The following is a 14,017-nucleotide window of genomic DNA, read 5'->3' as shown; positions in this document are numbered from 1 at the left end:
AACCCCTTGACCACGGCCATGCCGCGCCCTGTCGCGCCGCGACGCGCCCTTGACGCACCGACGCCCGCCCTGCGCACCGCCCGCCCGGACGAGGCCACCGCCCTCGCCGCCCTGTCCCGGCCCTTCGTGCGCTCGGGCGCGCTGCGCGAACGCCCCCTCTCCCTCTACGCCGCGCACGCGGCCGACTTCCTGGTCCTGGAGGCCCCTGACGGCACACTCGACGGCTGTGTGGGCCTGCGCGCCTACCCCGTGGACCCGTCGGAGGACGGCGAACCCGCGGGCGTCGTCTACAACTTCTGCGTGGCGGCACACCGGCAGGGGAGCGGAGCGGGAGCCGGGCTGTTACGCGCGGTGCTCGTCACGGCGCGCGCCCGGTCGCTCGGCGCCCTGTTCACGGCGACCACCGGGAGCGCCGGACTGTTCCTCCGCCACGGCTTCACGCCCACGACCGCGCACCGTGCGCCGCGGACCTGGGCGCAGTCCCTGGACCCGCGGCGCGACGCACGCGTCCTGATCAGGACCTGGTGACGGCGTCGGGCACCACGGTGGTGCCCGGGCTGGTCCCGGCGAGGACGCTGCGCAGCACCGTGTGCGGCACGCGCCCGTCCACCACGTGTGCCTTGCGCACCCCGCCGCGGACGGCCCGCAGACAGCCTTCCATCTTCGGCAGCATCCCGCTCGCCAGCCCGGGCAGCAGCCGGTCCAGCGCACCGGCCGTCAGATTCGCGATCACCTCGGTGCTGTGCGGCCAGTTGGCGTACAGCCCCTCGACGTCGGTGAGCATCACCAGCCGCTCCGCGTCGAGAGCGACGGCGAGGGCCGCCGCCGCGAGATCGGCGTTCACGTTGTAGACCTGCCCGTCCGCGCCGCGGGCCACGGGAGAGACCACGGGGATGTGGTCCTGCTCCAACAGGGCGCGCACCATGGCCGGGTTGACGTCCACGACGTCGCCGACGAGGCCGATGTCCACAGCCCGGCCGTCCACCCGGGCCGGGCGCCGCACGGCGGTCATGGTGTGCGCGTCCTCCCCGGTCAGACCCACCGCGAAGGGCCCATGTGCGTTGATGTGACCGACCAGTTCCCGCTGGACACGTCCCGTCAGCACCATGCGCACCACATCCATGGTCTCGGGCGTGGTCACCCGCAGCCCCGCCTCGAACCGGGTCTCCAGGCCGAGCCGTTCCAGCATCGCGCTGATCTGCGGCCCACCGCCGTGCACGACGACCGGGCGCAGGCCCGCGTGCCACAACTCCACGACGTCCTGGGCGAAGGTCAGTTGAAGCTCCGCGTCGACCATGGCGTTGCCACCGAACTTGACGACGACCACGCTGCCGCGCAGTTCCTCGGGCCAGGGGAGTGTCCGGACGGATGAATCCTCTTCTCGGGCGGCTGCCACGGTCACGCGGGCACTCCGTTTCGTGGCGGGGGCCGAGCAGGCCCGGACCAGGGGACTCGATTTAGCTTAGGCTAACCTAAATGCGACGGGGTAGGTGGTGTGCGAGCTCCGGTCCCGCTCCAAAGCGCCGCAGCTGCAACCTCGGGCTGTGGTTCACTGCCATGCGTCGACCGTTTGGCAATTGGTCCACCTGAGGGGCCATTAGGTACGCCGGCACCTGGTCAGCATCAGTCCCCGCACATTCCCAGGCGACGTGAGACCGTTGCTCCGCCCTGATGCTGAAAGCAGCTGTCGTCCTGCGGACAGCCCCGGAGAAGCCGGAACGGTGGTGTGGGTCGCCGACCGGGCCGGCGGCGATCAGGTGGTCAGCCCGCCTGCCGCAAGCCGGTCACTCATGTCGCTCACCAACCCCTTGCCCGAACTGTCAGCGCCGGTGAGCAGCTCCTCGAAGGCCCGGAGACCTCGGAACGTCTCGGCGTACACCGTCTGCTTCTCCAGGGGAAGCTGGAGCACCTGGAGTCGCCGGATGTCGACCCTGGACGAACTGGAGGCATGGGTGCCTGCCTGGCGCCCGTTGGCCGGCGCGCGCAGGCAGCCGGCGAGGAAGTGGGCGTCCAGCTTCTCCGTATCCACCCGCAGGATGTAGAGCTGAGGGCCCAAGGCCGTCGGCGGTCCTTCGTGGACCCACGCCTTGAAGGCTCGAGCCACTCCGGCGACCACGACGTCGCCCTCCTCGGCGACTGCTGGGGTCGAGCCGGTGGGGACCACCCCGCTGGGAGTGCCGTCGTGGAGAAGGTCGGCGATGGTGAGGAGCGGAACGGCGGCCCCGCGAGCCGTTGCGGCCGGCTCCAGCGGCTGCTGGCCGGCGCGCAGTGTCAGTGCCCCGGCTTTGACGAGGTCCCCCACCGTCGTTGTGGTTTGCGAAGTCCCGGCCTCGAAGTCGAGCGCGGACAGACGCTGCGCATGATCGGCCAGATCGGTCAGCAGCGACCCGAACTCGTCCCACTTGCCAGCGAGTTCCTTACGGGACGGCTCGGCCGCCGCCGCTGTGTAGCGCCCCGGAGTGACGTCCACCTCGTCGTCGAGGAGGTCGAGCAGGGGAACACGCACGGCGCCCTGCGGAGGCTCCTGGTCCACTTGGTCGAGGGTCGCCATCGCGGTCAGTACGAACGAACCGAGGCCGTCCCAGTCGGGGCTCGGCTCGCGCGTTCCCGACCTCGCGAAACGTGTGGCGTCCACCAGGAGGGCGTCCTGGCTCGGGGGAGCGGACGCGGGGCCGTCCGGCGCCGTGCGGAGGATCCACAACTGCAGTGACACGCTGTGTGGTTGTGCGCTGCCAGGGGGGAGGGACACTACCGCGCGGAGCGCTCCGGTGCGCAGCAGCGAGCCGCGGATACGGCGGCCCGCCTTGCGTGACGCGACGGCCGGCGGAAGGACGACCACGGCGGCACCGCCCGGCTTGAGGTGGGAGAGCAGGTGCTGCACCCAGGCCAGTTCGGGCTCGGTGCGAGGGGGCAGGCCGTGCGTCCAGCGCTGGTCGGTGGCGAGATCCTCGTAGCCCCAGTCGCGTTCGTTGAAGGGGGGATTGCACAGTGCGATGTCGACTTTCGCTCCGGCGAAGGGGTCGTCTCGAAGTGTGTCGGCGGTGGCGATCCGACTCCGGATGCCGCGGTCCTCCGCGAGGAAATCGAGACGGCCGGCCGTCAACGCGGCCAGCGCCGGGTCCCTTTCGCATGCGAGTACCTCCAGCCCGGGGCTGTCGTACTCATGTACAGCGGCGGCGGCCAGGTGTCCTGTACCGCACGCCGGATCGAGGAGGGTCAGTCCGCCCTGGGCCGGGCCGAGGCGGACGGCCAGGGCGATCCGAGCCATCAGGGCGGCGAGCTGCGGCGGTGTGGTACTGAGCTGTCGGACATGGGTTTCCAGCCACCGTTGCAGCAGGAACTCGAAGGTCTCGCGCGGTCCCTCATCCCGTCCCACCCTCGCCGTTTCAGCCACCAGATCACGGGCTTGCGCGGAGAGCTCGGGATGGGCGATCCGTGCCCTGGAGGAACGCATCCGACGAGCCGCCTCGGCGATGGCCAGCCCCGACTCGTTCCGGCTGCCCAGTGCCTCGAAGCGCGGCCAGAGGAGTTCCCGGCCGCCGATGTCTGCGAGCTTGCCGTTGTCCCGCAGCCACTGCTCGACCTCTGCCAGCGAGAACTGCGGACTGACGTCGGTGCCCCCGATGCGGGTGGGGAAGGAGTCGTGGCGGCGGCGCCAGTTGCTCACGGCGGCTCGCCCGACGCCGGCGATCCGGGCGATCTCGGCCAGGCTGACGGGGACGGCGTCATGGGCACTCATGGTTCAGTCTCCGAGGTACTTGGCGGCTGGGCTGGTCGGCGTTCCCAGCGGCCGTTCATGCGGGGAAGGCTACTACCCTCATTGACTTTGTTCACAGCGTGTACGTTCCATCTTGTTGTGCAGGGAATGTGGAGGTCGGCAGATATGTGGAGTCTCGCGCCGGGAGTGGTGATCCATGACCGCTATCGGCTGGAGTCCGTGCTGGGCCGCGGAGTGATGGGGCACGTCTGGCAGGGACGCGATCTGCCTCTTGACCGTCCCGTCGCGGTGAAGACCGTCGCAACGGAACTGCTGGCCGTGGCGAGCAGCCGCGACGCCGCACTGACACGGTTCGGCAGGGAGACGCGGGCGGCCGCGCGCCTCGACCACGCGAACATCGCCACGGTCTTCGACGCGTCGATCACCGACGACACGTGCTGCCTGGTGATGGAACTGATCGACGGCGCCACGCTCGAGCACCTCTTCGACCAGCAGGAGGACGGTCGGCTCGACGTCCCCTCGGCGGCCTCCGTCGCCGCCCAACTGTGCGCGGGCCTGTCCGCGGTCCACGCGGCCGACCTGGTGCATCGCGACCTCAAGACGCAGAACGTCATGGTCCGCCGCGACGGCGTCGTGAAGATCCTCGACTTCGGGCTGGTCAAGCTGCTCAGCGACACGGACCCGCGGCTCACCATGACCGGCGAGGGCGTCGGCAACCTCATCTGCGCCTCTCCCGAACTGCTGGCAGGCCGGGACCGGATCGACGGCCGCAGCGACCTGTACGCCGTGGGCTGCCTGCTGCACCACATGCTCACCGGGGAGACGCCCTTCCCCACGGATCAGCCGGCGCTTCTGGCCTCCCACCATCTCGCCTCACCTCCGCCCCTCGTCGCGGACGCGGGCGTGCGCGTGCCCGGGGATCTCCAGAACCTGATCACGGCCCTGCTGGCCAAGAGGCCGGACGACCGTCCCGCGTCGGCGGCCGAGGTCTACGCCGCCCTGGCTCCCCACCTACCGGGCCCGGATCCCGGGCTGGCGGTCAGGCGGACTCCGCCCGAGGACCCGCGCCGCCCCTTCCTCGTCCCCCAGGGCCCGATGCCCCTGTAACGACAGTGTCACCAGTTTCCGGCGAGGGCGCTCCGATCGTTGTAGCCCGCACTTTTTGGCCACGTGCGGCACAGGAGTCACGTGACCGGTGACACAATGGCCCGGTCGGCAGGGGTGCCGCGAGGCTCCCGGCCGCGGGAGGCGGCGGGCGCGGCAGGCGCCGGAACTGGGGGCGGGGCGCGATGCGGCGGAGGCTTGGACGGTACGAGCTGACGCACGAGCTGGGCAGGGGCGGGATGGGCGTCGTCTGGGCGGCCCACGACCGCGACCATGACCGCGAGGTCGCCGTCAAACTCCTCGCGGCCCGCGGCCACGGTGCCGAACCGAGCACGCTGGAGCGCCGCTTCCTGCGCGAGATTCGCCTGACCGGTCGCCTGCGGCACCCGGGCGTCCCCGCCGTCCACGACCACGGTAACCATGAGGGCGAGCTGTATCTGGTCATGGATCTCGTCCCGGGCCGGGCCCTGGACGCCGTCCTCAAGAACGACGGCCCCCTGCGCGTCGAGGATGCCGCGGACGTGGCCCGTCGCGCGTCCGAGGTGCTGTCCTACGCCCACGGCCAGGGGGTCGTGCATCGCGACCTGAAGCCGTCGAACCTGATGCTGACCCCCGACGGGGAGATCAAGGTCCTGGACTTCGGGGTCGCGGCGGCTCTGGAGCCCGAGCCCGGCGAGACCCGTTTCACCGCCGCCAACGCCACTCCCGGCACGGTCGTCTACATGGCGCCCGAGCAGGCTGTGGGCCGGACCGTCCCCGCGAGCGACCTGTACTCGCTGGGCTGCGTCCTGTACGAACTGCTCACCGGTAAGCCCCCCTTCACCGACGGCAGCCCCTTCATGCTGTACCACCGGCACGCCAACGACCCCGTCCCGCCGCTCGCCGACCGTCGCCCCGGCGTACCGGACGGCCTGCGCATCCTGGTCGAGCGGCTGCTGGAGAAGAAGCCCGAGGACCGGCCCGCCTCCGCCGAGGAGGTGGCCGCCCTGCTCGCCGCCTGGGCGCCCCGACCGGCTCCCGCCGCCGGGACCACGCCCGTTCACCCGCGGCTGGCCGAGCTGGCCGCCCTGCGCCGGGCGGGACATCCCGCCCGCGCTCTGGAGGAGTACCACGAGCTGATGGCCGCCCCCGGCCTGGACCGCGCGGGCACGCTCGCCGCCCGGGTCGGAGCCGCCCTGTGCGCGGGGGCGCTCGGCCGCACCCGCGAGGCCCTGGACGAACTGAAGTCCGTCCTCGCCGAACAGCGCAGTCTGCTCGGACCGGGCCACCCCGCCGTGCTGGACACGCGCTATGAGATCGCCGTCCTGCTGATCCGCGCCGGGGAACGGCACGCCGCCGAGGAGTTGCTGCGCCGCCTGGCCGACGAGGAGGAGACGGTCCTGCCCGAGTCCGACGCCGGGCAGGGACGGAGCCGGAAGCTGCTGGAGCGGCTGCGCCGCATGGGCTGAGGACCGCCGTGATCCGAACGCCGACTCAAGAATTTGTAATCTCTGTTCACAGATGACGGCTCGTGTTAGCCTGCCGTCACGTCGTTTCCGGAGGGGAGACAGGACACGGGACACTGTCTACGGACGACGGCAGGTGAACACCGAGGGGAACAGCGCCCATGACGCCAGCAGCTCAGCGCGAGACCGAGCGGACGGGGGCGCAGCCGCTCCCCGAAGAGGGGAATCTGGTCGAGGTGCGCGGCCAGTCCTGGGTGGTCGCCCGCGTCGAGCCGTCCCCGGCCGCGTCCGACGGCGAGGAGAACCGGCGCCCCGCGACCCTGGTCCACCTCCAGTCCGTCGCCGACGGCCGCTTCGGCGACACCCTCTCCGTGATCTGGGAGGTCGAGCCCGGCCGCCGCGTCCTGCCCGCCGGCTCCCTGCCCGACGCCTCCAAGGGCTCCTACGACTCCCCGAACCGGCTCGCCGCGTTCCTCGACGCCGTCCGCTGGTCCGCCGTCGCCTCCGCCGACGGCAGGACCCTCCAGGCCCCGTTCCGCTCCGGCGTCGCCGTCGAGCCGTACCAGCTGGAGCCGGTCTCCCGGGCGGTCGGCGCGCCCCGCGTCAACCTCCTCCTCGCCGACGACGTCGGCCTCGGCAAGACCATCGAGGCCGGCCTCGTCGTGCAGGAACTCATGCTGCGCGGCCGGGCCCGCCGCACCATGGTCGTCTGCCCCGCCGGCCTCACCCTCAAGTGGCGCGACGAGATGGCCGAGAAGTTCGGCCTGGAGTTCACCATCGTCGACTCCGAGCACTGCGCCCGCCTGCGCCGCACCCACGGCACCGCCGCCAACCCCTTCCGGGTGCACCCGCTGACCATCGTCTCCCTGCCCTGGCTGCGCGGCCAGAAGGCCCAGCGCCTCCTCGACGAGGTCATCGGCGCCCCCGAGGAGAGCACCGACGGCGAGCACAAGCGCTTCTTCGACCTGCTCGTCCTCGACGAGGCCCACCACGTCGCCCCCGCCGCGCCAAAGCAGGTGTACGCGGTCGACTCCCAGCAGACCAAGCTGATCCGGCGCCTCGTCCCGCACTTCGAGCACCGGCTCTTCCTCTCCGCCACCCCGCACAACGGCTACCCCGAGTCGTACACGGCGCTCCTGGAGCTGATCGACGACCAGCGCTTCGCACGCGGCGTGGACCCCGACAAGGAAGCCCTCAGGGACACGGTCGTGCGACGCCTGAAGTCGTCCATCACGGAACGGGACGGCGTGACCCGCCGCTTCCGGAACCGCCGGATGCACGACCTCTCCGTCGACTACACCCAGCAGGAACGCGAGATCCACCAACTGCTCAGTTCCTTCGCCGAGTTGCGCCGCAGGAAGCTGACGCCGAAGGCCCGGGGCGGCCGCCGTGCCGCCGACCTGGTGACCCTGCTGCTGAAGAAGCGGCTGTTCTCCTCCCCGGCGGCCTTCCTCCACACCGTCCAGGTCTACCTCTCCCACCTGGAGGACACCGGCCCCGCGCGCGGCCGTACGGCCGCCGCCGAAGTCCCGGAGTGGCTGGAGGAGTTCGCCGACCTCGTCGCCGACCTCGACGACACGGGTCTGGTCGACGCCGAGGACGACGCCCTGACCCGCTCCACCTCGCTCACCCCGGCGGAGGACGGCCAGGAACTGGACCTGCTCCAGGAGATGGAGCGCTGGGCCCTCACCCACGAGGCCGCGCCCGACTCCAAGGCCGAGGCGCTGATCGCCGAGCTCAAGGCCGTCTGCCGGCCCGACGGCAAGAAGTGGACCAACGAACGGGTCGTGGTCTTCACCGAGTACCGCGACACCCAGAAGTGGCTCCACGACCTCCTCCAGCAGGAGGAACTCACCGACGGGGGCCGCGTCGAGCGCCTGCACGGCGGCCTGTCCGCCGAGGAGCGCGAGCGCATCCGCCTCGGTTTCCAGACCGAGCCGTCCCGCGCGGAGGGCAGGGTCCGCATCCTCCTGGCCACCGACGCCGCCGGCGAGGGCATCGACCTCCAGAACCACTGCCACCGCCTGATCAACTACGACATCCCCTTCAATCCCAACAAGCTCGAACAGCGCATCGGCCGTATCGACCGCTGGGGCCAGAAGCACGACCCGGAGATCACCCACTTCATCGGCTCCGGCTGGCAGCAGGCCCAGGCCGGCTCGTACGAGGCCGACCTGGAGTTCCTCTCCCGGGTCGCCAAGAAGGTCGCGCGTATGGAGCACGACCTCGGCTCCGTCAACGCCGTCCTCGCCGACGCCGTCCAGCGCCGGATGACCGGCGACACCGCACCGGTCGACATCGAGAACGCCAAGCCCAAGCCGATCAAGGGCCGCCGCACGGGCGGCGAGGTCGCCCCGGAGCAGAACGTCACCGCGCAGACGAAGCGGCTCGCCGACCAGTACGACGAAACGGTGAGCGCGCTCGGCCTCACCCCGGGCAACGTCAAGCGCGTCGTGGACACCGCGCTGGCGCTGGACAACCAGCCGCCGCTGCTGCCGTCCACGCTCCGGGCGGAGGACTTCGAGCCGGGCGACCTCTTCGACGTGCAGCCCCTGTCCGGCAGCTGGGAGCGGGCCACCCGCGGCCTCGCCCACAAGCTACGCGAGGGCGAGCAGCGCCCGCTCACCTTCTCCCCGGCGGTGGCCGCCCAAGGCAGGGACGACGTTGTCCTCGCCCACCTCAAGCACCCGCTCGTCGCCCTCTCCACGCGCCTGCTGACCGCCGCCGTCTGGAACGCGGACCTGATCGACCTCCACCGCGTCACCGCCGTCGTCTCCGACGACCCCGCCGTGACCACCACCCTGGTCTCCGCCTACGCGCGGTACGTCCTCGTCGGCACCGACGGCACTCGCCTGCACGAGGAAGTGCTGTACTCGGGCGGCTGGTTCGGCGACACCGGACGCTTCCGCCGCTGGGAGTCGGTGAACGAACAGGGCAGGGTCCTCTCCCACGCACTCACCGAGGGCATCGAGGCGGCCCCGCACCTGCGCAAGGAACTCACCGAGGCCTGGCCGAAACTCCGCGACCCGCTCTACCGGTCCCTGGAGGCCCGCGCCGGCGAACTCGGCCGCCAGCTGGAGAGCAGGCTCGCCGACCGCCGGGCGGAGGAGGAACGCCGTATCACCGCGACCCTCGACCGCTTCGAGGCCACCCTGCGCGCCAAGCTCAAGGAGGAGGGCGACGGCGAGGGCGAACAGCTCGCGCTGCTGTCCACCCATGAGCTGACCGGCCACGAACGCCGCCAGTTCGAGGACGACCGCCGCCGCTGGCAGGAACGCCTCGAAGGCCTCCCCGCCGAACGCGAACGCGAACTCGCCGCCATCGCCGCCCGCTACCGCGAGCCCCGCTCCCACCTCTTCCCCGCCGCCGTCGTCTTCGTGATCCCCGCAAAGGAAGCCCGCCGATGAGCCCCCGCCGCCCCATGAGCGCCGGAGTAGCCGCAGCCAAGGCCCAGGCCGCCGACGGCCGCCGGCAGCACCAGGAGTGGCTCGACCTCACCGAGGTCTCCGGCCCCTTCCTGACCATGCCCGTCCTGCTGCGCGCCTGGCCCCAGCTCGACGCCCTGGAGAAGGACGAACGCGCCCGCCTGCGCGCCCGTCACGCCGACTGGCAGACGGACACCACGGGCGGCCGCGACGAGTGGGTTTCCTACCTGCTCGGCCGCCTGCTGGGCTGGGACGACGCGTTGGCGTTCCGCCAGGGCGACTTCGAGCACCACGGCCTCGACCGCCTCACCCTTCGCGTCGCGGAGCACAACACCGAGGTGCGGCCCGACTTCGCGCTGGTCGAACCGGGCACGGATTTCGCGGTCGAACCGGACGTGGAGTCGGCCGCCAAGCGCGTACGCCTGCTCGGCATGACGGTCCCGGCGGGTACGGCGCCCACGGCCCGCGTCGGCGGTGGCGGCGACTGGTCCGCGGCCCCCGCCGACCGCCTGGCCCGCCTCCTGCGCCACCACGGCGTACCGCTCGGCCTGGTCACCGACGGACGCTGGTGGTGCCTGGTCTGGGCCCCGCTCGGCGGCGTCACGACGACGGCCGTCTTCGACTCCATCGGCTGGAACGAGCGGGCCGAGCGCAACGTCGTCCGCGCGTTCGTGTCCCTGCTGCGCCGCCGCCGATTCTTCGAGTACGACGACGCCGAGACGCTGGTCGGCCTGCTGAAGGCGAGCGTCGCGGCGGGCGAGGACGTCACCGAGGCGCTGGGCGTCCAGGTCCGCCAGGCCGTCGAACTCCTCGTGGACGCCATTGGGCGCGCGGATGTGAGGGCGGTAGAGCACGGAGCACCAGGCCTCCACGCGTCGGGCGTCAGCGCGGGCGAGGTCTACCGCGGCGCGGTGGCGGTCATGATGCGCGTCGTCTTCCTGCTGTTCGCGGAGGAGCGCGGCCTGCTCCCGGCGGACAACGAGGTGTACGCCCGCTCCTACTCCGCCCGCTTCCTGCGCGACGAGCTGAAGGCGCGGGCGGACGAGGAGGGCGAGACGTCGCTGGAGCACACGACGTCCGCGTGGCACCGCCTCATCGCCCTCTTCCACGCCGTGCACGGGGGAGTGGACCACCCCGGTTCGGGCTTCCACCTCCCGGCGTACGACGGCTCGATCTTCGACCCCGACAAGTACCCGTGGCTGGAGCGCACCACCCCGCTCCTCCCCATCGACGACCGCACGGTCCTCCACATGCTCCAGGCGGTCCAGGAGGTCCGCGTCGGCAAGGGCAAGGACCGCGAGGTCCGCACGCTCAGCTTCCGCGCGCTGGACGTCGAGCAGATCGGTTACGTGTACGAGGGTCTGCTGTCGTTCGACGGGCGCCGGGCCACCGAGCACATGGTGGGGCTGATCGGTCCTGAGGGTCTGGAACATGAGGTCCTGCTACGGGAGTTGGAGGCGCTGGCGGCGAAGGCCGGCGGTTCGGTGAAGACGCTGGCGAAGTCCGTCCACGAGAAGTGGAAGGACCCCAAGCCCCCGGCGACGGCGGGCCAGCTGGAGAAGAGGCTGGCGCCGCTCGGGGTGGAGGAGTCGGCGGAGGCCCGTCGCCGCCTGAACGCGGTGACGAAGGACCCGGCACTGACGGAACGGCTCCTGCCGTTCGTCGGCATCCTCCGCGACGACCTGCGCGGCCTGCCGACGGTAATCCCGAACGGCGCGCTGTACGTCACGGAGTCCTCCCTGAGGAAGAACACGGGCACGCACTACACGCCCCGGTTCCTCGCGGAAGAGGTCGTGCTGCACGCGCTGGAGCCGCTGGTGTACGAGCCGGGTCCGCTGCAGACGGCGGACACGGGGGAGTGGCGCCTGAAGTCGGCGGACCAGATCCTCGACCTCAAGGTCGCGGACATCGCGATGGGCTCGGCGGCGTTCCTGGTCGCGGCCTGCCGCTACCTGGCGGACCGGTTGATCGAGGCGTGGGAGTCCGAGGGCCGCGCGGACGCGATGGCGTACCGGGCGGGCCGGGCCGTGGACGCGGTGACGGCGGCGGACGCGGAGCAGGACCCGGTGGTCGTCGAGGCGCGGCGCCAGATCATCGAGCACTGCCTGTACGGCGTGGACATCAACCCGATGGCCGTGGAGATGGCCAAGCTGTCGCTCTGGCTGGTGTCGATGGACCCGGGGCGGCCGTTCACGTTCCTGGACGACCGGTTGGTGGCGGGCGACTCGCTCCTCGGCGTGCACAACATGGAGCAGATCCAGTCCGTCCACATGAAGCCGGGCCGGCAGACCGACATCCTGGCCGAGCAGGCCCGGCAGTTGGTGGACCAGCTGACGCGGGAGCGGTTGGCCATCACGGCCATCAAGGGCGTGGACCTGCCGGCGCTCCAGGAGAAGCGGGAGCGACTGGAGGAGGTCAACCGGCATTCGCAGCGACTGCGGCTGGTGGGCGACCTGATCGCGGGGGCGGCGATTGCCACTTGTGCTTCGGGGCGGGTGCCTTGGTATGAGGAGGAGGGTGGGGAGCGGGTTCGGGATTTGTTCCCTCGGGCTGCGTGGATCGTGCAGCGGGTCATGGAGGACGGGGTCGAGGACGACTCCGAGGTGGTGCGGGAGGCACGGGCTACGGCGGAGGAGTGGCTGGGGGCGGAGCTGCCGGAGGGGGCGTTGGAGCGGCGGCCGGTGCATTGGCCGTTGGTTTTCCCGGAGGTTTCCTCGCGCAGGGGCGGATTCGATGCCATCGTCGGGAATCCCCCGTTCCTCGGTGGGGCGAAGATCTCCGGCGCGATGGGGTCCGCCTATCGGGAGAACTTGATCGAACATGTCTCAGCCGGTTTTCGCGCAGGCCAAGTCGACTTGGTGGCCTTTTTCTACCTTCGTATCCATCAGTTGTTGGGCAGCGGCGGGCAGTCCGGCATCATCGCAACGAACACGCTGGCGCAAGGGGACACTCGGGCGGCCGGGCTGCAGTCGGTCGCATCGACCGGAGCCGAAGTCAGGAGAGCCGTCAAGAGTGCTCCGTGGCCATCGAAATCCGCAGTGCTCGAGTACTGCGCTGTGTGGACCAGCGTGGCGCCTTTGCGCAAGAACGCCAGGAGGGTCCTCGACGGAGTGACCGCGCCCCACGGAATCTCGGCATCCCTCCTCTTGAACTCCAGGACCCCAGGGTGGGTCGAACCTCTGGCGAGGAGTAAAGGAGTATCGTTCAAGGGGGTGATGATTCAAGGTATCGGTTTCGTATTGCCAGACGAAGAGGCTCGTGAGTGGCTGCGCGAAGATGCGCGATACGCTGATGTCCTCCTCCCGTTTCTGAACGGTAGAGACCTCAACCAGGAACCCAGCCACCGCGCCACTCGCTGGATCATCAACTTTCACGATTGGCCGCATGACAGGGCTGCGCAATACGAGAAGCCATACGCGCGAGTAGTGGCTGAAGTCAAGCCGGAACGGTTGACTGACAGCGTCAAAACTCACCGAGAATTCTGGTGGCAGTTCGCGCGGAGACGGCCTGCGATGCTGAACGCCCTGGCGGAGTTGGAACGCTGCATTGTGATCGCCCAGGTCAGCAAGGTCGCCATGCCTGTCTTCGTAACGACGAAGCAGGTTCTGGATCAAAAGCTTGTGGTCTTCGCCTCCGACGACGCGGCGCTCCTAGGACTGTTGAGTAGTTCTGCTCACTACTGGTGGGCCATAACTCAAGGTGCCACGATGAAGGCGGATCTCAGTTACACCCCTACTGATGTTTTCGAGACTCTGGTCCTTCTTGAATTCTCGGGCAGGCTGCGTGCTGCTGGTGCGCGGTTGGCTGGATTTCGCGGCAACCTGATGGCTTCCCGGAATATGGGCCTCACTGATGTGTACAACTTGCTTCACAGCCCCGAGTGTCAAGACCATGAGGTCGCTGAGCTCCGTCGCATCCACGAGGAGGTCGATCAGGCCACGATTGAGGCATACGGCTGGCACGACCTTTTGGATGGCTCCGGAAAAACTCCGCCCTCCGACCCGAGCCACAAGACGTTTCCCCTCGACCACGGCTTCCACGAGACCGATCAGGGCATCCGCTACACCATCGGCCTCCTTGCCCGGACCGAAATCATCGACCGTCTGCGCCAACTGAACCACCAGGCATACGCCGACGAGGTTCACCTCGGTCTGCATAAGGGCGTAACGGAGAAGAAGGCGAGGGAGAAGCACCCCGACCTGCCCCCGCCGTCTTTCGAAGCTGTCAGGAAGCGTAAGGAGCAGCTTGCTGCGCGAGGTGGGTCGGATTTCGGTGAGGGCGCCGAGGGTGCCCTGTTCTGAGCCGTCGGCATGACAACGGGCTCG

Annotated in this window: 7 protein-coding genes; 5 read left to right on the top strand and 2 right to left on the bottom strand. The window is 70.2% G+C overall.

The genetic code is table 11. The features are described 5' to 3' along the window. Positions 1–6: 6 nt before the first annotated feature. Positions 7–528: a GNAT family N-acetyltransferase gene (locus ACFY9S_RS11100; RefSeq protein ID WP_391125709.1), complete on the top strand. Its 522-nt coding sequence runs from the start codon at positions 7–9 to the stop codon at positions 526–528. On the opposite strand, the gene argB is transcribed toward ACFY9S_RS11100, so the two are convergent. Together argB and ACFY9S_RS11090 are read right to left on the bottom strand one after the other, a co-directional pair. Next, positions 515–1,396 (bottom strand): acetylglutamate kinase, encoded by an 882-nt coding sequence (argB, locus tag ACFY9S_RS11095; protein WP_391126583.1) that lies wholly within the window; start codon positions 1,394–1,396, stop codon positions 515–517. The genes ACFY9S_RS11100 and argB overlap by 14 nt on opposite strands. Before the next feature lie 357 nt (positions 1,397–1,753). Further along, the gene (locus tag ACFY9S_RS11090) at positions 1,754–3,739 is read right to left on the bottom strand and encodes an N-6 DNA methylase (protein WP_391125706.1); all 1,986 of its coding nucleotides are present in this window, start codon (positions 3,737–3,739) and stop codon (positions 1,754–1,756) included. A 144-nt stretch (positions 3,740–3,883) separates the two neighbouring features. Here ACFY9S_RS11090 and ACFY9S_RS11085 point away from each other — a divergent pair, with 144 nt between their 5' ends. The 4 genes from ACFY9S_RS11085 (at position 3,884) to ACFY9S_RS11070 (ending at position 13,993) form a co-directional block, all read left to right on the top strand. Beyond that, positions 3,884–4,825, top strand: a complete 942-nt coding sequence (locus ACFY9S_RS11085) for a protein kinase (protein WP_391125703.1) — start codon at positions 3,884–3,886, stop codon at positions 4,823–4,825. Between the two features lie 182 nt (positions 4,826–5,007). Next, positions 5,008–6,270, top strand: coding sequence for a protein kinase (locus tag ACFY9S_RS11080; protein ID WP_391125701.1), 1,263 nt, complete (start codon positions 5,008–5,010; stop codon positions 6,268–6,270). A gap of 158 nt (positions 6,271–6,428) precedes the next feature. Next, complete coding sequence (gene drmD, locus ACFY9S_RS11075) at positions 6,429–9,674, top strand: DISARM system SNF2-like helicase DrmD (RefSeq protein WP_391125698.1); 3,246 nt, start codon at positions 6,429–6,431, stop codon at positions 9,672–9,674. Then, the gene (locus ACFY9S_RS11070; protein WP_391125695.1) at positions 9,671–13,993 is read left to right on the top strand and encodes an Eco57I restriction-modification methylase domain-containing protein; all 4,323 of its coding nucleotides are present in this window, start codon (positions 9,671–9,673) and stop codon (positions 13,991–13,993) included. The genes drmD and ACFY9S_RS11070 overlap by 4 nt, the downstream gene beginning before the upstream one ends. Positions 13,994–14,017: the final 24 nt, after the last annotated feature.

The organism is Streptomyces sp. NPDC012474, assembly GCF_042955185.1.
GTDB classification, from domain to species: Bacteria; Actinomycetota; Actinomycetes; order Streptomycetales; family Streptomycetaceae; genus Streptomyces; species Streptomyces cahuitamycinicus.
Note: the sequence above shows the minus strand (reverse complement) of the source record. Positions and strands in the feature narration are given on the sequence as shown.

Coding starts and splice junctions, on each gene's coding strand:
- ACFY9S_RS11090 (WP_391125706.1), bottom strand. CDS start 3,739: ATGAGTGCCCATGACGCCGTCCCCGTCAGCCTGGCCGAGATCGCCCGG.
- ACFY9S_RS11085 (WP_391125703.1), top strand. CDS start 3,884: ATGTGGAGTCTCGCGCCGGGAGTGGTGATCCATGACCGCTATCGGCTG.
- ACFY9S_RS11070 (WP_391125695.1), top strand. CDS start 9,671: ATGAGCCCCCGCCGCCCCATGAGCGCCGGAGTAGCCGCAGCCAAGGCC.
- ACFY9S_RS11080 (WP_391125701.1), top strand. CDS start 5,008: ATGCGGCGGAGGCTTGGACGGTACGAGCTGACGCACGAGCTGGGCAGG.
- drmD (WP_391125698.1), top strand. CDS start 6,429: ATGACGCCAGCAGCTCAGCGCGAGACCGAGCGGACGGGGGCGCAGCCG.